This window comes from Rhodocyclaceae bacterium, from assembly GCA_020248265.1.
Classification (GTDB): domain Bacteria; phylum Pseudomonadota; class Gammaproteobacteria; order Burkholderiales; family CAIKXV01; genus CAIKXV01.
In genome coordinates this window covers 207,481-227,267 of record JADCHX010000024.1, presented here as the reverse complement: position 1 = coordinate 227,267, position 19,787 = coordinate 207,481, and the positions used below count along the sequence as shown (strand labels likewise).

General features: G+C 69.2%; 18 protein-coding genes. 13 read left to right on the top strand and 5 right to left on the bottom strand.

The annotated features are described in order from the left end of the window. Positions 1-136: 136 nt before the first annotated feature. The 5 genes from ING98_19855 to ING98_19835 all read right to left on the bottom strand — a co-directional run bounded on the left by ING98_19855 (position 137) and on the right by ING98_19835 (position 6,282). Complete coding sequence (locus tag ING98_19855; protein MCA3104131.1) at positions 137-1,873, bottom strand: dihydroxy-acid dehydratase; 1,737 nt, start codon at positions 1,871-1,873, stop codon at positions 137-139. A gap of 9 nt (positions 1,874-1,882) precedes the next feature. After that, positions 1,883-2,872 (bottom strand): tripartite tricarboxylate transporter substrate binding protein, encoded by a 990-nt coding sequence (locus ING98_19850; GenBank protein ID MCA3104130.1) that lies wholly within the window; start codon positions 2,870-2,872, stop codon positions 1,883-1,885. An 88-nt stretch (positions 2,873-2,960) separates the two neighbouring features. Continuing rightward, a complete protein-coding gene (locus ING98_19845) occupies positions 2,961-3,659 on the bottom strand; it encodes a flavin reductase family protein (GenBank protein MCA3104129.1) in 699 nt (232 codons plus the stop codon). A 91-nt stretch (positions 3,660-3,750) separates the two neighbouring features. Then, on the bottom strand, positions 3,751-5,409 hold the full coding sequence (locus ING98_19840; protein ID MCA3104128.1) for a hypothetical protein: 1,659 nt from the start codon (positions 5,407-5,409) through the stop codon (positions 3,751-3,753). A gap of 117 nt (positions 5,410-5,526) precedes the next feature. After that, positions 5,527-6,282 carry a helix-turn-helix transcriptional regulator gene (locus tag ING98_19835; GenBank protein ID MCA3104127.1) on the bottom strand — a complete coding sequence of 252 codons (756 nt, stop codon included), beginning with the start codon at positions 6,280-6,282 and terminating at the stop codon, positions 5,527-5,529. Positions 6,283-6,655: 373 nt separating this feature from the next. Here ING98_19835 and ING98_19830 point away from each other — a divergent pair, with 373 nt between their 5' ends. The 13 genes from ING98_19830 to ING98_19770 all read left to right on the top strand — a co-directional run bounded on the left by ING98_19830 (position 6,656) and on the right by ING98_19770 (position 19,786). After that, positions 6,656-7,123 carry a flagellar transcriptional regulator FlhD gene (locus ING98_19830; GenBank protein ID MCA3104126.1) on the top strand — a complete coding sequence of 156 codons (468 nt, stop codon included), beginning with the start codon at positions 6,656-6,658 and terminating at the stop codon, positions 7,121-7,123. Next, the gene (locus ING98_19825; protein MCA3104125.1) at positions 7,120-8,319 is read left to right on the top strand and encodes a hypothetical protein; all 1,200 of its coding nucleotides are present in this window, start codon (positions 7,120-7,122) and stop codon (positions 8,317-8,319) included. Before ING98_19830 ends, ING98_19825 begins: the two co-directional genes overlap by 4 nt. Continuing rightward, positions 8,316-9,440 carry a TraI domain-containing protein gene (locus ING98_19820; protein ID MCA3104124.1) on the top strand — a complete coding sequence of 375 codons (1,125 nt, stop codon included), beginning with the start codon at positions 8,316-8,318 and terminating at the stop codon, positions 9,438-9,440. Before ING98_19825 ends, ING98_19820 begins: the two co-directional genes overlap by 4 nt. Next, positions 9,437-11,329: a conjugative transfer system coupling protein TraD gene (traD, locus tag ING98_19815; GenBank protein MCA3104123.1), complete on the top strand. Its 1,893-nt coding sequence runs from the start codon at positions 9,437-9,439 to the stop codon at positions 11,327-11,329. The genes ING98_19820 and traD overlap by 4 nt, the downstream gene beginning before the upstream one ends. Then, positions 11,326-11,814, top strand: a complete 489-nt coding sequence (locus tag ING98_19810) for a hypothetical protein (protein ID MCA3104122.1) — start codon at positions 11,326-11,328, stop codon at positions 11,812-11,814. Before traD ends, ING98_19810 begins: the two co-directional genes overlap by 4 nt. A 110-nt stretch (positions 11,815-11,924) precedes the next feature. Further along, positions 11,925-12,926, top strand: coding sequence for a CpaF family protein (locus tag ING98_19805; GenBank protein MCA3104121.1), 1,002 nt, complete (start codon positions 11,925-11,927; stop codon positions 12,924-12,926). Next, the gene (locus tag ING98_19800; GenBank protein MCA3104120.1) at positions 12,910-13,248 is read left to right on the top strand and encodes a TrbC/VirB2 family protein; all 339 of its coding nucleotides are present in this window, start codon (positions 12,910-12,912) and stop codon (positions 13,246-13,248) included. Before ING98_19805 ends, ING98_19800 begins: the two co-directional genes overlap by 17 nt. 11 nt (positions 13,249-13,259) lie before the next feature. Further along, entirely contained in the window at positions 13,260-13,592 is a 333-nt protein-coding gene (locus ING98_19795; GenBank protein ID MCA3104119.1) for a VirB3 family type IV secretion system protein, read from the top strand. After that, positions 13,574-16,075 carry a hypothetical protein gene (locus ING98_19790; protein ID MCA3104118.1) on the top strand — a complete coding sequence of 834 codons (2,502 nt, stop codon included), beginning with the start codon at positions 13,574-13,576 and terminating at the stop codon, positions 16,073-16,075. The genes ING98_19795 and ING98_19790 overlap by 19 nt, the downstream gene beginning before the upstream one ends. Then, positions 16,072-16,917 (top strand): hypothetical protein, encoded by an 846-nt coding sequence (locus tag ING98_19785; protein ID MCA3104117.1) that lies wholly within the window; start codon positions 16,072-16,074, stop codon positions 16,915-16,917. Before ING98_19790 ends, ING98_19785 begins: the two co-directional genes overlap by 4 nt. Positions 16,918-16,923: 6 nt before the next feature. Continuing rightward, on the top strand, positions 16,924-18,126 hold the full coding sequence (locus ING98_19780; GenBank protein MCA3104116.1) for a type IV secretion system protein: 1,203 nt from the start codon (positions 16,924-16,926) through the stop codon (positions 18,124-18,126). 98 nt (positions 18,127-18,224) lie between these two features. Next, the gene (locus ING98_19775; protein ID MCA3104115.1) at positions 18,225-18,638 is read left to right on the top strand and encodes a hypothetical protein; all 414 of its coding nucleotides are present in this window, start codon (positions 18,225-18,227) and stop codon (positions 18,636-18,638) included. Between the two features lie 2 nt (positions 18,639-18,640). Beyond that, the gene (locus ING98_19770) at positions 18,641-19,786 is read left to right on the top strand and encodes a glutathionylspermidine synthase family protein (protein ID MCA3104114.1); all 1,146 of its coding nucleotides are present in this window, start codon (positions 18,641-18,643) and stop codon (positions 19,784-19,786) included. The last annotated feature ends 1 nt before the right edge of the window (position 19,787 follow it).

The window sequence follows — 19,787 nt, the reverse complement described above, 5'->3', positions numbered from 1 at the left end:
CCGGATGCGCGACGGGACGCCGCTGGCCCGGGTTTGGGGACGCGCGATTGTAGCGTGGGCCACGCCATCCGCCCGGACGTTCCGGGGTCGACCGGTGTCCCCCGGAAGGAGCGCGGGACGGGATGCTGTCGTTCGCTCAGTAGATGTCCGGCTCAGGCAGCGTTCCGGGCTGCTGCAGGAAATCGAAATCGCAGCCTGCCGGCGCCTGCGTGACATGAGCGGAGAACATCCTGCCGTAGCCGCGCTCGAAGCGCGGCGGCGGCGCGGTCCACGCGGCGCGGCGTCGGGCGAGTTCTTCGTCGGGCACCCGCAGGTGGAGCCTGCGGCCGGCGACATCGAGTTCGATCACGTCGCCATCGCGCACCAGCGCAAGCGGGCCGCCGATGAAGGCCTCGGGTGCGACATGCAGCACGCAGGTGCCGTAGTGGGTGCCGCTCATCCGTGCGTCCGAGATGCGGACCATGTCGCGGATGCCCTTCGCCAGCACCTTCTTCGGGATCGGCAGGTTGCCCCACTCGGGGAAGCCCGGCCCCCCGAGCGGGCCGGCGTTCTTCAGCACCAGCACCGAGTCCTCGTCCACGTCGAGCGCCGGGTCGTCGATGCGTTTCATCATGTCGACCATGTCTTCGAACACGACGGCCGGGCCGGCGTGCTGCATCAGCGCCGGATCTGCGGCTGCCGGCTTGATCACCGCGCCATCCGGTGCGAGGTTGCCATAGAGCACCGCGAGCGCGCCGTGGTCGCTGATCGGCTGGTCGGCGGCACGGATGATGTCCTCGCTGCCGGCGGTCACCCGGGCGCCGGCGATGTTCTCGCCCAGCGTGCGGCCGGTGACGGTCAGCGCGGACAGGTCGAGGTGCGCCTCGATGCGCGAGAGCAGCGCGCGCAGGCCGCCGGCGTAGTAGAAGTCCTCCATCAGGTAGTCGCCCGAGGGCATCAGGTTGACCAGCACGCGGATCTCGCGCGCCCGTGCATCGAGGTCGTCGAGCGTGAGCGGGATGCCCGCCCGGCGCGCCATCGCGATCAGGTGCACCGCGCAGTTGGTCGACCCGCCGAGCGCCATGTAGGTGGCGGCCGCGTTGCCGACCGCGGCGGCGGTGAGGATGCGCGAGGGCTTCAGGTCTTCCCAGACCATCCCGACGATGCGTTCGCCACAGTCGGCCGCCATGCGCGGGTGCGCGGCATCGTCGGCCGGGATGCTGGTGGCGCCCGGCAGGCAGAAGCCGAGCACCTCGGCGATCGAGGTCATTGTCGAGGCGGTACCCATCGTGTTGCAGGTGCCATGGCTGCGGCACATTGCCGCCTCGAGGTCGACCCAGTCCTGCGCGCTGATCTTCCCGGCGCGCAGTTCGTCGTAGTAGGTGCGGGTATGGGTGCCGACGCCGACCTTCACGCCCTTGAAATGGCCGTTCAGCTGCGGGCCGGCCGGCAGGTAGATCGCCGGGATGTCCATGCTGATCGCGCCCAGCAGCAGCCCGGGCGTGGTCTTGTCGCAGCCGCCCATCAGCACCGCGCCGTCGACCGGATGCGAGCGCAGAAGCTCCTCGCATTCCATCGCCAGCAGGTTGCGGTAGAGCATGGTGGTCGGTTTGACCATCACCTCGCCCAGCGACAGCGCCGGCATCTCGATCGGGAAGCCGCCGGCGGCGAGGATGCCCCGCTTCACGTTGTCGGCGCGCTCGCGCAGGTGCAGGTGGCAGGTGGAGATCTCGCTCCAGGTGTTGATGATGCCGATGATCGGCCGCCCCATCACCTCTTCGCGCCGGACGCCCACCTGCTGCATGCGGCTGCGGTGCGAGAAGCCGCGCGTGTCGCCGGTGCCGAACCAGCGCCAGCTGCGCAACTGTTCACGGGTCCTGCGCGGAGCGTCCATCGCCGATCCTCAGTCGAGCACGATCTTCAGTTCCTTGATCAGCGCATCCATCGCCTGGAAGTCGCGCTTGATGAAGGCGGCCAGTTCCTCCGGCGTGCCCGGCGATACCTCGATGCCCTGCAGGGTGAAGCGTTCCTTGACCTCCGGGCTGTTTGCAGCGCGGCCGATGTCGGCCGCGACCCGATCGATGATCTCGCGCGGCGTCGCCGCCGGCGCGAAATAGGCGAACCAGGCAATCACGTCGAAGCCGGGGAAGCCGCTCTCGGCCACCGTGGGGATGTCCGGGCCGCCCGCCCAGCGCTTCTCGCTGGTGACCGCGATCGGGCGCATCTTGCCGGCATCGATGAAGGGCTTGGAGACGATCGGCGCGGTGAACGAGATCGTCACGTGGCCGGCCATCTGGTCGACCACCAGCGGCCCGGCGCCTTTGTACGGCACGTGGATCAGCTTGACCTTGGCGCGCGACATGAAAAGTTCGCCAGCCAGATGGGACGGCGTGCCGGCACCGGGCGATCCGAAGGTGATCGCGCCCGGTCTTGCCCGGGCAAGCGCGATCAGGTCCTTCACTGTCTTCGCCGGCAGCGCCGGGTGGGTCAGGATCATGTTCGGCGAGGTGGCACCCATCGAGATCGGCGCGAAGTCGCGGAACGGATCGTAGGGCAGCTTGCGGTAGAGGCTGAGGTTGGCGGTCAGCGAGTTGTTCGCGATCAGCAGGGTGTAGCCGTCGGGCGTGGCGCGCGCGGCGATCTCGGCGCCCAGGTTGCCGCCGGCGCCCGGGCGGTTTTCGATCACCACCGGCTGGCCGAGCAGTGCGGGCAGCCGGATGTTCATCGTGCGTGCGACGATGTCGTTGCCGCCGCCCGGAGGGAACGGCACGATCAGGCGGATCGGCTTCGCCGGCCAGGACTGCGCAATGGCACCGGTGGCCGCCGACAGCATGGCGACGGTGGCGAGCGAGGCAAGAGCAGCAGGCGCCTGCAGGCGCAAGGGTGCGTTCATCGGTTCTCCTCCCTGTTGCGGCCGGTTCGTGCCGGTTGCCGCCCCTGTGCCGGGGCGTGCAGCGGCCAGCCGTGTGTCTGCCGTCTGGTTACCTTCGGTTGGCCTTCGGCATCCCGGCGATCGACGGGGTGTCTCCGACCTTCGACATGTCCGGCCGGGCGACGCTGAAGATGTCGCCGAGCGGTGCATAGAGCGAGCCGGACAGGCGCCCGACCGGGTCGAGCAGCTTCGGGTCGACGCGGCCGTTCTTCCAGACCGACGGCGACACATGCACATGCTCGATCTTCGCGATCACGATGTGGGTGCGCCCGTCCTGGAAGATGTGCTTCACCTCGCACTCCAGGTGCGCCTTGGCCTCGCCGACGCGGTACGGCTTGACCGTCTTCGACGGCACCGCGGTCAGCCCCGCCCACTCGAACTCGTCCTGGTCGCGCGGCCAGTCGCCCGAGGTGAAGCTCATCTTCTCGAGCAGGTCCATCGTCACGATGTTGGCGACGAACTGCGGCACCTCGCGGATGTTCTTCACGCTGTCCTTCTCGCCGGTGGAGCCGAACGCGCAGTAGAACGGCTCGGAACCCATCAGGTTGAAGTACGAGTACGGCGCGACGTTGCGCACGCCGGCAGCCGAGATCGTCGAGATCCAGCCGATCGGACGCGGTACCACGAGGGCGGTCAGCAGCAGGTAGAAGTCGCGCGGGGACAGGGTGTCGGGGCCGAGTTCGAGTGCTTCGGTGAGCACGTCGGGGACGCCGGGGGCGTTCTTCGGGTTGCCGGGGGTGACGCTCATGCTGCGCTCGCTCCTCGTTCGGTGGGGCCGTGCCGGGCCGCAGGCGGTCTTGCTGCCGGACGGAGCATACCGCAGCCCGCGCGGCGGGCGGCTAATCGCAGGCGGGCGTTCCGGTGAGGCCGAGGTACTGGCCGCCGAACGAGAAGCGCGCGCCGATACGGTCGCCGCAGTAGTAGTCGCTGTGCCAGAGCGTGATCGTGGTGCCGCCGTCGTACTCCGCCTGCTGCGCCTCCCACCAATGGCCGCGGTAGGTCTGTGCGGTGAAGCGCAGGGGCGCCAGTGCCGGCTGGCCTGCGATGAACGTGGCCTCGTAGGCCAGGTAGGTGGAATTGCACCCGCCGGCCATGCATTGCGCCCACGGTGCGATTACCGACCGCAGCGTCCAGTTGCCTTCGACCGAACAGCGGATCTCCACCTGCACCCGGCCGTACTGGTATGGCGGTGACGTGAATGACAGCACGACCTGCTCGGGCTGTCCCGAGGCCGTGATCGGTGCCAGGTAGATCAGGTTGTCCACGCTGGCTGCCGCGAGCAGTGGCCGGGCCGGGTCCTGCGGATCGATGATGAGCGGCGTCAGTGCCGACAGTGCGACCGGACGCAGCGGGCGGGTCCAGTCATAGCCGATGGTGGGCGACAGTGCGGCCGTCTGTGTGCGGTCGATTCGCGCGAACCGACCGTCGCGCGCCACTGCATAGCGGTCGTTCGATGCAAGGAGCGTGTAGCCGTAGCGTCCCGTGTTCCGGAACGGCATCTCCGAGGAACACCCGGCGTAGGACACCTCGCGCCGGTCGACCTGCAGCGAAATGCGCGCGACCTGCTCGAATGCGCCGTTACCTGCCGGCACGGCGTCGTAGACCGGGGTCAGTCGCAAGCCGTAGTCGAGCAACGCGCTGGCCGAGCCCTGCTCGTCGATCAGCGTCACGATGTCGGTTAGGCCCTGCGGGCAGTCGTTCCGGCTGCGCCGATCGACGAGGCATCGAAGACCGGCTTCCGGATCCACCGGCAGGCCATCGAGGACGTCGGGCGCATCGAACGCGCCCCCGGTGTCGAGCGAACCGACCGGCCCGATCGGCTGCATCTGCAGGTTCAGGCGCTGCCAGCGCAGGCGGCCGGCATCGGGATAGGCCCAGCCGCCCGGAAGCCCCGCAGCCACCCGCAGCGGCACATAGTGCACATGCAGGATGTGCGGCTGCGCGTCGAACAGCCTGGGCTCGGCGAAACTGGCGCGTCCCGCCCTGTCGACCGACAGTGTCCATGCCAGCCGGCGCGGCGCCGGCGAGCCTGCCACCGACACCTGCTGGTCGAGCATGAAGGTGGCCTGCCCCAGGCTGCGCGCCTGCAGCGTGGCGCTCAGCGAGGCGGCCAGGGCGGGGGCCTGCTGTGCAAGGTGTGCGGTCGCCTGCGTGATCAACTGCGACTGCGTGAGGGTGCTGCCGAAGTCGCGCAGCGCGACCTGGGCGATCGCGGAGGCATTCGGTACCGCTTCGAAGACGCGATCGGTCGCCAGTCCGGTCGTGCCGAATGTCAGCGAACCGATGCGCGCGACGATCGACGCGCCGTCCGGCCCGACGACCTGGCTGACAACCAGCATGCGCTGCGCCGAGCGCGGGGTCTGGGCGGGCGCCAGTCCGGCGCACAGCGCGAGCAGCCAGCCCAGCGTCAGCGCAGCGATCGGTGCGGCCAGGGCCCTGCGTAGCCGGCGGCCTTCGCTGCGGCGGGTCGGGACGTGGACTGCTTGGGCGGTCTGCACGATCGGATCGATGAGGGGCTGTCGGGAAGGCCTGCCGTGCCGCTGCACGCCGGCGCATGGGCAATGGTAGGAGCTTCCGGCCGAACGGCGCGCGGCGAAAGATGCCGTTGGAGGCCTTTACCCGCGGGTGGCGTGCAAGGCCCGGACCAGGCAGAGCGGAGTCCCGCACAGGATCGGTGTGCCGTCGAGCGATCCGGCTTCGTCGGTTGCAAACGCCGCGAACCGTCCGCCCGCTTCCCCGATGGTCGCTTGCGCGGCATCGATGCAGAAGGCGCCATCGGCCTGGCGCACCCGGTGCAGCCGCGCGGGCGAGGTCGGGGTCGACTGCAGCAGGTAGATTCCATCGCCTCGCCACTGCGGATCGAGTCGGACCACGACCTCGTCGCCTGAAGCGAAGTCGGGCAGCAGCGCATCGTCGGTGACGCTGACGAGCGCGAGGGGCGAGGTTTCCGCTCGACCGCCGGTATCGCCGAACGCGCGGGGATCGACCGCGAGCTGCAACCCTCTGGTGCCGCTGAACGCCGGCACCGGCGTGAGTTCGCCCAGTTCCGCACGGCGCAGCGCCTGAGCATCGACCAGGCGCGACAGGTCGACCACCTGCCGCGGGCCGTCCGCCAGCAGGTCGTCCGGCGCGAAGCCGTAGCGCTGGGCCAGGTCGAGCAGTTTTTCGAGCGTTGGCCAGCCAGCGCCGGTCAGCCATTTGCGCGCCGCGGCGGGCGTCACTGCACACACCCGGGCGAGTTCGGCGGCACGCGCGGCGGGCTCCGGCGGCATGTCGGGCCGCTGGTCGAGCAACTGGTTGAGGTTGCTGGTGAACCGTTGCCGGAAGCGCTCGTTGCTGGGCCTGCCGACGCGCCGTACTGCATCCGGCACGGCGCCGGCGGCGGTGGATGCGGCCGTGTCTGACTGATCGGCAGAACGTCGAGGAACCATGGGGCGATGATACCGAAAGTAACGGAAGGCATGGGAATCTCGGGTTTCAGGCTGTCTGCAGAGCGCTGATCAGATCGCTGGCCCGCCTGTTGTTGGGATAAATAACGTCAATAAATCAATGTTGTAAACGATCCGACTCCGGGATTGTCCGGTATCTGATCGTCTGTAGAACTGTAAGTTATAGTAAGATACTAAAAGTATTGACAAGCCTCGAGGGCGTCGATAAATTAAATCTGCGGTCGTCATTGACTCCTTGTCCGCGCATGCCGGTCGCGTGGTTCCGCCTTTCTACAAAACCGAACCGAGGAATCCCATGCCAGTTCAGTCTTCTGCCCCGTCGTCGTTTTCGTCCCCTCTGTCGTCTCCCCGGGCGCCTGACCGTGCCCGGCAGCGACGGGCGGTTACCCGTCGCCCCGTCGCTGGCGAACTGCCGGCCCCCCTGCGCGTCGAAGAGGCGCCGTCCGGCGCTATCTTCGATGCGGCTGGCACGTCTCCCATCGAGACCGACCTGGCCCAGCTGAATCTCTCGTTCCTCCATGTCGCGCGCGAACTTGCACGCTCCGCGCGCGAAATCGCGATCACCCGGCTCGGCCTGGACGCCGCCGCCTGTGCGGCACTTTGCCAGCTGTCGGTCGCCGACCTGCAGGCGCTCGCACACTCCCACTCGCTGATCTTCGGCATGCGGGTGGATCCGGCCGATCTTTCGTTGCAGGCGCGACTCGCGCGTACGAACCGGGCTGCTTCCGAAGCACGGGTCCTGCTCTCGGAGAACCGCGGATGAACCTTCGCCTGCGTTGTGGCGAAGCGCCGGTGGTCGGTTTCGGCGCACGGCTCCAGGCAGCGGAACGCCTGATCCGCCTGGGTGCGCGTGCGACCGTCGTGGCCGATGCGCTCGAGGTGAGCGGAACGGCCCGCGCGCTGATCCGGAGGATGTACGTCGGCATCCGAGGGCCGGGTCGTCCGCGTGGTCCGTTGCCGTTCGACCATGTCGAACTGCTCGGGACCGTGGCCGCACGGATGGACGCATCCGTGTTCCTCGATGCGTGGCAGCGGTTGCGGGACGCAGGCTCGCAGAGAGGCGCAGCCCTGGCTGGTGCGTGGGAATGCCTGCACGCTGTCCGTCCGCCCGGCGCGGGGCCCGGACGCGTGCTCGGCATCGATCAGTGCTGGGTCCTCGCCAGGTCGCTCGAGCAGGACGCATTGCGGCGCGTGTACTGCGAACACTGCGCAAGCGCCTACTTCGACGTGCATCTCCGTCCCTGCCGTCCCGGGAAGCCGGCCGCCACGCTCGCTCCGGCTGCGGTCCTGCAGTCGGCCCACCTGCGTTGCCCGCATTGCGCGATGCAGCGCGTCGCCGGGCGCCGTGCCAGCCCGGCCGCGCGGGGCGCATCGGCGCGCCCTGCCGGCCGGGCCGCACCGGCGCAGCGGGGCCGGGCACGCGCACCGGTGTCTGCGTCGCGTCCGGCCGGCGTGCACCCGCTCGTCGATCTGGCGCAGCGCTATGCCTGGGCGGAAGCGCTGTTCCGCGAGGGTGCGCGGCCGCCGATCGTGACCCATGTCACCGGGCTCGCGATGACCGGGACGCTGCGGCAGCTGTTCATCGAAGTGGTCGGATACAGTCCGCGCCAGGGTGCGCTGCCCCAGCTCGGCGAGCACGTCATCGGCACCTACGCCCGCAAGCTTCAGGCGAGCGTGGTGGCGGTCACCGCCGACCGTCTCGTTCGGGCTGGCTGCGCTCCGGCGCCGACCCTGCTCGCCACATGGAACACCTACCGCTCGCTGTTCGGAGCGTCGGCCCACTTCGACATAAACGCGGTCGCACTCGTCCTGCGTGCACGGCAACACCCCGACTTCACGCTGCTCGACTGCCACGGGTGTGGCTGTACGTACCTCGAACTCAGGCTCGATATTCCGGGGTCCTGCTGTCCGGTGTGCCGGCAACTCGGGCATGCGCAGGCGGCCACTGCATCGACATGAACCCGCCCGCGGAACACGCCGGCCCGCAGCGGGTGCCGGCGCTGGACATTGCCGCCGTGGTGCAGCGGCACGCGGGCGGCTTCGAGCGGGTCCGTGCATGCGGCGACTGGAGCGAACGGCGCTTCCGGCAGTTCGCCGGCCCGGTGCTGCTGGCCTTTGCGCGGCATGCGCACCTGTTGCCGTCCTCTCACGGCGAGGCATCGGGATCGTTGCTCGATGCCGGCCTCGATGCATGTGCGCAGGCGGTGCTTGCTGAAGGCGCATGCGATCCGCGCGCCTTGCGCATCGAGCGCCAGGAGGCGGTCGTGCTGCGGGTGCTGTCGCACTGGACGGTTGCAGCCGTCAGGCAATGGCGCGTTTCTACCATGCAAGGTCGACCGATCGTGCTGGCCGCACGCCCGCTCGCAGACCAGCTGCACGATCCGGTGCCAGGCGCTCGACGGTTCGCCACCGTGCCCGATTACCTGATCGAAGCGGTGGCTGGCGCTGACTGCACGTCCGGCGCTGGTAAACCGATCGACGCAGCAGGCGCTGCAGGGTGCGCGTTCGGCATGGTGCTGCTGCTGCGCGCGGTGTCGTCCGCGGCGCTGGCGACAGCGTGCGTACCCTCGCCGTTGCTGATCGTGTCGCTGATCGAGCATGCGCTGGGGCAGTTGCCGCCGAGTCCGTTACCGCTTACTCAGGGCATGCAAGTCCTGGCGTCTGGCCTGCCGGTGCCCCTGTCGCCGGAGCGCCTGCGTAACGTGATGCAGGCACTGATCGCCGAAGGTCGATGGCAGGCCAATGTGCGACGCGCGCGGCTGTGGAGTCTCGATGGCCGGCTCTATCTCGCCTGGAAGACGGCAGCGACGGAGCTGGCCGGGCGTCTGTCGCACGATCCGGCCGATGTGCTGGCCGCGCTGGTCGCCTGCGGCATCGTGCTGCCGGGGTGCTCGGACGAGGCCTTTGCCAACCCGGCTGGTGTGCTGCGCGCCATCCGTACGCCCTACACTGAGTCACTGCCGGTCGTCGAACTGGCCGATGCCGATGCGTGGCTGCGGGTAGTGGCAACCGCCCCGGGCGTGTCCTGCGCGTCGGTGCCAGCGCCCGAGGAAATCGCGGTGGCGCGGCATCGCACATGATGCGGGCGGGCGTGCTGCGGGCAGCCGAAGTGATCGGTATCGCCGGCTGGCTGTGTGCTGCGTTCGCCATGTGTGCGCTGCCCGCGCTCGCGCAGGCTGTCGCCATGCCGCACGTCCCGTTCACGGTTCTTGCACTCGGCATGGCTGCGCTCAATGCGCTCTCGATCGCCTGGCGGGGCTGGACGTACGGCACGGCACGGACCGGGCACCCCTGGAGCGTTTCCGTCGACACCGCGATCGCGAGGGCGCGCCGCGCGCCCGGGACGCAATGGCTCGGCCGCGGTTTCGACTGGACGCCGCTGCACGCGCAGCGCATGCAGCGCGCGCTGCACGCCGGGCGCGGCGCGCCGCCCGCACGGCTGGTCGATTCGGTGGAGCCACGGCCCGGCGCGTTGTTCGTTCCGGCGGCTGCACTGTCCTCGCACACCCTCGTTTTCGGCCAGACCGGCGCCGGCAAGACGCGCCTGGCCGAACTGCTGGTGACCAGCTTCCTCGCGCGCCACCGCGACGCGGTCGTACTGATCATCGACCCGAAGGGAGACCAGGGCCTGCAGTCGGTGCTGGCGAGGGCGTGTGCCGCCACCGGTCGTACGGACGCACTGGTCACGCTGCACCCGGCGTTCCCGGAACAGTCGGTGCGCTTCGATCCGCTGCGCAACTTCGCTCGCGCCAGTTCGATCGCAACGCGCATCACGTCGCTACTGCCCTCCGACGGACAGGGCGATGCATTCGTCCAGTTCGCCTGGCGTGCAGTCAACCGGCTGGTGGAAGCGATGGTCTACGCGGGCGTGCGTCCGACCCTGGTGTCCCTTCGTCGCTGCCTGGAGGACGATGCACGGCCCCTGCTTGCTCAGGTACTCGGCGCCTGGGAGGCACGCAACCGTAACCGGCCGGCAGGTGCCGCCGCGGTCGAAGTCGCCGGCGCGAGGGCGGGCAGCGGCGGCACTCGTACGGCCCGCGGACGCCCGGCCGTGGTGCTGGAACCGCGGCTGGCCGCGGCCGTGGCGCGTTACCGAGAGCGCGTCGGCAGCTTTCCAGGCGAGCGCGAAGCGGTGGTGGACGGCCTGTTGTCGCTCGTGATGCACGATCCCGTTCATCTGTCGAAGATGATCCAGAACGTGCTGCCCTTGATGACTGCCCTCACCTCAGGCGTGCTCGGGCCCCTGCTGTCGCCCGATGCGTCCGACGGGACGGACCGTCGTCCGGTGTTCGATGCGCGCAAGGTGATCGACCAGCGGCGCTGTCTTTACCTCGGGCTCGACGCGCTGGTCGATCCGGTGGTCGCAGGCGCGATCGGCGCGATCGTGCTGGCCGATCTCGCACAGGTCGCCGGTGAGTTGTTCAACGACCGCTCCGGCGCCCCCCGAGTTCCGGTAATGGTGTTCGTGGACGAGGCTGCAGAGGTGGTCAATGCACCGCTCGTGCAGTTGCTGAACAAGTCGCGCGCTGCCGGCTTCTCGATCTGCCTCGCCGCGCAGACCGTGCACGATTATGAGGCCCGTCTGGGCAACGCGGCGGCCGCCCGCATGCTGCTGGGCAATCCCGGCAACGTGATCGCCCTGCGCACGGTCGACCTCGATACGCAGCGATTCTGCGCGGGCAGCCTCGCCCCGGTGTCGGTCGAATCGGTGGCGCAGAGCCGTTCGATCGGAATCCGCTCCCTCTTTGACGAGAATGGTGCCGCGTCGTCGATCGGCGTTCGCCGCGACTTCCGGGAAGTCCCGTTGTTCGCGCCCGAGTGGCTCGGGCTGCTGCCTGACCTGCATTTCGTCGCCCGCATCGCGGGTGGCCGCACGGTCAAAGGCGAACTGCCGAGGCTGACCGAACCCGTTGCCGTGGGCCGCCCGGCGCGCGCGGCAGGCGGTGGACCGCGCGGATCCGCGCGATGAACCCGCTGCGCCATTCCGCGGGCTGGCTCGCGCTGATCGGTGGCGCGGCTTTCGCCACGGCCGCCTTCTGGCCATCGGCGGCTCTGCAGCCCCTGTGCGCTGCCTGGGAATCTCAACTGGCCGGATGGGTCGGGCCTGACCAAGCCCTCCGGATCGCTTCGGTCGTGCCGGCAGGACACCTGCCCGAACTGCTCGCACTGCGCGCGGCCACGCTCGTCGCCTGCCTGTGGCTTCTGGTGCCGCTGTGGCTTGCCGCCGCGCTGCAGGGTTGGCTGATCGGCGATCTTCGACGGACATCCTTCGCTGCCGCGAATCCGGTCGTGCATGTCCTTTCGTTGCATGCAGCGATTTCGATCGCCGGCGCGCTGCTGCTCGCGCTGGCGCTGCCGCTATCGGTACCGGTCGCGTCCGTGCCGGGCGCGGGCGCGCTGCTTTCGTTGCCACTGGCCATCCGCTTCGCGCACCGGCCCGCATGGCGGGGCTGAGGCCGCCGGTTTGTCCCCGAAAGGCGTTGTTCCGGCGCGCGCAGGCGTGCAGCCGCACGCGGACACTGTCCATCCCGTCGATCTAGACATGCCCGAGGAGCCGGGTCCTGATGGACACGCCAACCATATCCAATGCGGTCGCACTGCTGCGCGGCACGCTCGCGCCGCTGTCGCCGCTGTTCGACGATCCCGCAGTCACCGAGATCATGCTCAATGCGCCGGGTGAACTCTGGGTCCAGCGCGAAGGTCGGATCGAGCGCGCCCCCTGCCCGGTGACCGACGCGCAGGTGCAGGCCGTCGTGAAGGTCCTCGCGAGGCTGGCCCGCCGCGACGCGATCGCGGGTACCCGCGACGGCATGATCGATGCCCGCTTCGACGGTATGCGCGTGGCCGCCTGCCTCGCCCCGACCGCGCTGCGCGGACATGCGCTGTGCATCCGAAAGCACCTGCCACGGCGGCTGCGCCTCGGCGAAATGGCGCGCAACGGTTGCCTGACCGCCGAGGCGGCAACCCTGCTGCGCGGTGCGGTGCTCGGACGCTGCAACCTGATCATCGGCGGTGCAACCGACTCGGGCAAGACCACGTTCATGAACGCGCTGCTCGCCGAGATCCCGCCGCACGAGCGACTGGTGACCATCGAGGACACCCCCGAGCTGGATGTCGCCGCACCGAACTGGGTCGCATTCGAGACATCCGAGGCAGACGGCATCGGTGCGCGTGAACTGGTCAGGCTTGCCTTGCGCATGCGGCCGGACCGCATTCTGGTCGGGGAGGTGCGCGGCGCCGAGGCGTTCGACCTGATGCAGGTGGCGAACACCGGGCATCGCGGTGCCATGGCCACGCTGCATGCGAACGACGCGCTCGGAGTTCTGAGCCGTCTAGAGACGCTGGTGCTGACCTCCGGCGTGCGTTGGCCGTTCCAGGCCGTGCAGCGCCAGATCGCCGAGGCCTTCGATCTGGTCGTGTTCCTGGCGCGCAGTCGCGGAACACGCTGCGTGACCGAAATCCTGCGCATCGACGGCTTCGAAAGCGCGCAGGGACGCTACCTCACTACGGTTCTGTTCAGGAAGGAGGATGGTGATGAGCTGCCCGGACATGCGCCGGCCGCGTAACCGCACGCGGGTACTCGCGTGCGCGGGCTTCTGCGCGCTCGCCGGGCTGGCGCTGGTCGCGCTGCCGGCATTCGCGCAAGGTGTCGCCGCGCCCTGGGAAGGACCGATCTGCGTTGTGGCCCGAAGCCTGTCGGGGCCGGTGGCCAAGGCGGTTGCGGTGATCGCGATCGTGATCACCGGGCTGATGATCGCGTTCGGCGAACTCGGCGGCGTATTCAAGAGCCTGCTCGGGCTGGTGTTCGGTGTGTCGTTCGCACTGCTCGCCGACCAGTGGCTCGGCCTCATCCGGGCAGGGGCATCGACCGCCTGCTTCGGCGCCTGAGGGGCCGCTCGATGGCGCCCGCCCAATCGCCGCCGGTCCTGCGCAGCACGCCGGTCTACCGCTCGCTGCTCGAGAGGAAGACCATCGCCGGCGTCGAGGACCGTATGGCGATCTTCAATGCCACGCTTGCACTGGCCGTGGTGATGGGTAGCGGGCTCTGGTACTGGTTGCTCGCAGCGGCCGCCTTCCACATCGCGATCGCGCGCATGACCCGCCACGACCCCTGGCTGCGGCAGGTGTATATCGGCTACGCGCGCCAGGCCGACCGCTACGACCCCTGGCCGCGCGCAGGCCTGCGCCAGGGGCAGCGCCCGGCAGGCTTCGGATGCGACCTGCTGTGCTGAACCTGCGCCGCACCCTGCGCCGCCACCGCAGCGAATCGCGCGGCTTTGCCGAGCTCCTGCCCTGGATGATCCTGCTCACCCCCGGGCTGGTGCTCAACAAGGACGGTTCGCTGCTCGCCCTGTACGAGGTCGGCGGCATCGACGTCGAAGGGAGCCTGCCGGAATCGGTCGACCGCCAGGCGCGGCTGCTCGAGCGCGCGATGCGCGACTTCGACGAGCGCCTGTCGCTCTGGTGGATCGTCGATCGCCGGCGCGCGCCGCAACCGCCGGCGGCCAGCTTCGGGCATCCGTTCTCCGCTTACCTCGACCGACTGTGGCGCGAGACGTTCAGCCGCGATCCGCAGTACGTCAACCGGCACACGCTGGCGCTGACCTGGACGCCGGACCACCCGCTGCCGGGCAGCTGGACGCTGTCGCGCCGCCAGGCTTTCGCCAGCCACGCAGCGAGCCAGCAACGTGACTGCGAGCGCTTCGAAGAAGTGCTGCGCGGGTTCGTCGAAACCGGCGCCGACCTCGGGCTCGACCGCCTTCGCGGGCCGCGTCTGCTCGCCGCGCTGCACGATCGGGCCTGCCCGGCCTCCGAAGGACAGCCGATCATCGAGGGCAGCGAGTGCGCGCTGCTCGATGCCTGGCTTCCGGACAACGAGTTGTCGGTGCAGGCCGACCGCCTGGTGTTCGATCATGTCGGTACGGTCGAGGTCGCTGCGCTCTCCGTGAAGGCATGGCCCGCGAGCACCTGGCCCGGTTCGCTCGACAGCCTGCTGAGCGTTCCTGGTGAACTGTCGCTCGTGCTGGCATTCCGCTTCGAGCATCCGGCCCGGGCCGCACGGCGGATCCGCGACATCCAGCGCCACCAGCGCAATCTTCAGAAGACGTTCGCCGGTTACCTGAAGGAGGCGATCACCCGTGAACCCACCGCCCTGGTCGATGAAGGGCGGCTGCAACTCGCACAGGACGCGTCCGATGCGCTTGCGCACCTCACTGCAGGCGGCGGAGTGTTCGGCCACTGTTCCATCGTCGTGCTCGCGCGCGGGGACGATGCAGCCGACCTCGACGAGACACTGCGCGACGCCGCCGGGCGCCTGCGCCGTCTCGGTTATCCGGTGATCCGCGAGCGACTCAACCTGCTGGCGGCATTCAGCGTGTCCATTCCCGGCCAGTGGGCGATGTCACCGCGCTGGTTCTTCGTGTCCGAGGCGAACCTCGCGGACCTCGCGCCGATCCGTTCCTGCCCCGCCGGTAGTCCGTCCAATGCCCACCTGAGCGAGCAGTCCGGGCGCCTGCAGCCGTCACTCACGCTGCTTCCGACCGATGCCCGCACGCCCTTCCACTTCGACCTGCATGTCGGCGACGTCGGCCATGCGCTGGTCCTGGGGCCGAGCGGCTCGGGCAAGTCGGTATTGATGAACTTCCTGGTCGCGCAGGGCCGCAAGTACCCGGGCTCGAAGGTGTTCATCTTCGACAAGGACCACTCCTGCCGGATCCCGACCCTGCTGCAGGGAGGTCTGCACGTGGACGCCGGCAGCGGGCATGAATCCCTGCGCATCAATCCGCTCGAACGACTGTCCGATCCGGCAGAGCGCGAATGGCTCGCCCGCTGGCTGGAACTGCTGCTGAGCGCGCGCGGGCACGCTATGCGAGCGGACGACGACCGCGCGCTGCGCGAAGCGCTCGAACTGCTCTCGGCGCAGCCGCCCTGCGCGTGGCGGCTGCGATCGCTGGTCCCGCTGCTGCCCGGCCGGCTGGCTGGCGAACTCGAGGCCTGGGTCGGCAACGGGCTGCTGGCGCGCTACTTCGACCATGCCGGCGACGGCTGGCCGGCGCCGGGCAGCTGCGGCGAGACCGTGCGGGATGGCTGCGCCTCCGAAAGGGCGTCATCGGAGTTCACCTGCATCGAGATCGGCAGGCTGTTCGCGACGCCGCGGGTGGCAGGGGCCTTCCTCGACTATGCGTTCCGCAGGGTCGAGCGATCGCTCGACGGCAGCCCGACGCTGATCTATGTCGAGGAGGCCTGGTTCATGTTGTCCGAGCCGCTGTTCTGCCAGCGGCTCAACGACTGGCTGCGCACGATGCGCAAGCGCAACGCGGCGGTCGTTCTGGCGACGCAGTCGCTGGAGGAGATCGATGCGAGTCCGATCTTCGCCAGCGTGGTCGACAACATCCCTACCCGTATCTACCTCGCCAATCCGAACGCGGCTGCCCATGCCCGGCTCTACCTCGAGCGTTTCGGACTCAACGCGGCGCAGCTCGAGCGCATCCGGCAGGCCTGCCCGAAGCGCGACTACTACCTCACGCAGCCAGGCCGTTCACGCCTCGCGAGCATCGTGTTTCCGCCGCGGCTGCTCGCGGCCCTGCGCTCCGATCCCCGCGCGCAGGCCGCGTTCGAACGTCACCGCGCCGGAGCGGCGCCGGGCTGGCAGCAGGATTACCTCGACGAACTCGCCGGACATGACGGCACGGCGGATACGGAGAGGCTGCAGTGATCCACGGTGCAGCAAGGGCCGGCGTGGTTAGTCTCGCCGCCTGCCTCCTGGTGGCGGGCGTCCGTGCCGCCGGCGCCAGCGGCGGCATGCCAGGGGCGGGCACGATCGTGCATGACCCGGTGTCCTACGTGCAGCATGTGCGAAGCGTCCAGGCCGCGCTGGTTGCCGAGGCCCAGCGCGCCCGGCAGATCCAGCAGCAATGGGAGTCGCTGCTGCTGCAGGAACGCCAGCACGACACGGCGCTGCGACAGCTGGCGCGCCTTCGACCGCAGGACCTGCAGTCGACGCGCACGATGTCCGGCGAGCAGTGGCAGCGCATCACCGAGTACCTGGGCCGGCTCGATCGCCTCGGTGGGTCACTCGATGCGTTGCGGGCGGAGGCGGTCGTCACGCGGCAGGCCCATGCCTTGTCGCGGCTGACCTGGCCGGAGTACGTCGAACGCGAGCAGGCTCTTGCCCGCGACCGTATCGACCGACAACGCGAAGCGTTCGCCGATGCGCGCCGGTCCATGGCAAGGGTCGAAGCCGATTTCGCCGAAGTACGCGCGCTGCAGGCGCGCATCGTCGAAACCGAGGGCGCTCACCAGTCGATGCAGATGCTGAACCAGCAGATGAGCCTGCTGGTCGCGCAGAATGCCGCGGCCCAGGCCCGGCTGGTCGAGTCCGATGCGCGCCGTGCGTATGACGCGGCACGAGATGAATCCATCGCGGCGCGCGTCAGGCGGATCCGTGAACTCGAGCGTGAGGCTGCAGACCGGCGTGCTGCCGAGTCGCACGTGGTCGCGGCGCGCATGCGCGCGCAGGCTGCAGCGGCCATCGAATCGCGCCGCCTGCCGCGGTAGCCAGGCATGATCGCACGACGGCTGCTGATGGCCTGGGCATGCATGATCCTGTCGGCATCGCTGCTGGCAGCCGCACCGCCCGCGCATGCCGTTGCCGTGCCTGGCCCGTCTCTGGAAGATCCGGCCGACCGCCGGCACGAAGGACCCGTGGTCGCGGGAAACCGCGATGATTTCGATCGTGCCCTTCGCGCACCGGTCGAAGGCATGGTCGAGGCGGCGGCGACGATCCATCGCCGCCTGCTGCCATGGGGTCTCGACCTGCTGGCGCTGCTCGCCGGCTTGTCGCTGGTGTGGATGGGCCTGAGGGCGGCGCTCGAGCGCCCGCCGCTCGGCATGCTGGCCGGAGACCTGCTGACGCTTTCGTTCACGGTCGGTATTCTGTTCGCGCTTCTCGACCACTGGGGCACAGTCACCGACGCGATCGTCGGCGGGGCGGCGGTGGTGTCGCGCGCGGTGTCCGGCAACGTCCACGAAGGGCCGGCGGCGATACAGGGCGTGCAGCGCATCCTCGATGCGGCCTTCATGCTGTGGGAGCATTCCGAGATCGGCATCGGTTCGATGCTCGAGCCGATCACCGTTCTCTGCACGCTGCTGTTCAAGCTCGCGGTGGCATTGCTGCTGTTGCTGTGCGGATGCATCTACCTCGGCATCTACCTGATGTCGATGACCCTGCTGTCGATCGCCTTCGCCCTCGGCCCGGTGTTCCTGCCATGGCTGCTGGTGCGGCCGGCCAGCTTCCTGTTCGATGGCTGGCTGCGCTTCACGCTCGTTGCTGCGCTCTACCAGGTGGTCGGCATCCTGGTGGTGACGCTCGTATCGCGCATGCACGAACCGATGATGGAAGGCATGGGTGGTGCGATCGACACGGCCTCCGGTACGTTCAATTTCTACTACTTTGCCGCGGCCTTCCTGCTGTCGGGCGTATCGGCGATGCTGATGCTGCAGGTGCCATCGATCGCGAACGCGCTGGTCAGCGGATCGATCGGTACTCGTCTCAGCCCGAGGGGTGTGATCGAAGCGGCGTCCATCGGGTCGTTGCGGCGCGACAGTCGTGGCAACGGGGACACCAACGGCAATGGACGCGGGTCTGCCCGGTCCGGTCAGGGAGCCGATCGTGAGGCCTCCGCGCGGGATGCCGCGTCCGCGAACGTCGCCCGCCAGGAAGCGGCTGCGGACCGCGGCGCCAGCCGCAGTCGAGCGGTGACGTGAGGGGCGAGACATTGAAACGCGTACCGCGGGTCTCGTACAATCGAAGATTGAGCCACCGCAGGCCGTCCGCCGCAGGCCGTCGAATGAGCAGCCGTCGAATGAGTCGTGTCTTCCGCCGATCCACTGGCGTTCCCCTGCTGCTTGCCGGCACGCTGCTGGCCGGCTGCGAGCAGGCGCCAGTGCCGCTGCGCGATATCTATGCGCGCGACAGCGACTGCAAGCTCGACTGGGGCGACAACGGCCGCTGCGAAGAGGCATCGACGACCGGTGGCGGGCATGGCTGGTACGGCCCCGTGTACAACCATGGCAGACGCGACACCGGTGGCCGCGACAACCGCTTCGGCGTCATCGACACCCGCAACGGCAACGTCGAGTACGGTCGGGGCAGCGCGCTGCTCCAGAACTGGAATGCCCGCGCTGCGGCCGCGAGCCGCAGCAGCCAGGTGGCAGGCGACGGCAGCACGACGCGCGGTGGGTTCGGTACCAGCGCGCGCTCGAGCAGCGGCGGCTGAACATGCGCCGCGAACGCTGCACGCCGCGCCCGGGCTGGCAGGCGAAGTGCGAGGCGGTCGGCTTCACCTTCCACAGTGCCGACGGCGGCTACTGGGACGAGTCGGTGTGCTACGCGTTCACCGCCGAAGAGATCGACGTGCTCGAGGCGGCCACCGAGGCGGTGCACCGGCTCTGCCTGGAAGCCGTCGACCGGGTGGTGTCCACGCAGGACTTCGAACGCTTCCGTATCCCCGACTTCGCCCGTTCGATGGTGGTCTCTTCCTGGAAGCGTGCCGAGCCCAGCCTGTTCGGCCGGTTCGACTTCTCGTGGGACGGGCACGGCGAGCCGAAGATGCTGGAATACAACGCCGACACGCCGACCTCGCTGCTCGAGGCGGCGGTCGTGCAGTGGTACTGGCTGCAGGACACGCGCCCCGGCAGCGACCAGTTCAACTCCCTGCATGAGCAACTGGTCGAGCGCTGGCGTGCGCTCGCGCTGCCCACCGCGCCGACGCTCGCCTGCATGATGCAGAACGACGAGGATGCCGACACGCTGCAGTACCTGCTCGATACGGCGATGCAGGCCGGGCTCGAGCCGCGCACGATCGACGTCGAGGCGATCGGCTGGCGGCAGGACGCGTCCGGCGCTGGAGGCAGCTTCGTCGACCTCGATGGACGTCCGATCGAGGCGCTGTTCAAGCTCTATCCCTGGGAGTGGATGCTGCGCGAGGCGTTCGGCCCCTGCATCACGGGCTGCGCCACCCGATTCGTCGAGCCGCCGTGGAAGATGCTGCTGTCGAACAAGGCGATCCTGCCGGTGCTGTGGGAACTGTTCCCCGACCACCCGAACCTGCTGGCCGCGAGTTTCGATGTGCGCGGCCTGGGCGGCGATGGCTGGGCGTCGAGCCATGTGAAGAAGCCGCTGTATTCGCGCGAGGGCGCGAACATCAGCATCCGGTCGGCGCAGGGCGAGCATCACGAGGGGGGGCCGTATGGCGCCGAGGGTTGCATCTACCAGGCCTATGCACCACTGCCGCGCTTCGATGGCCGCTATCCGGTGATCGGCTCGTGGATCGTCGGTGACCGGGCGGCCGGCATGGGCATCCGCGAGGACAGCTCACCGATCACCCGCAACAGCAGCCGCTTCATCCCGCACTGGTTCGAGTGAA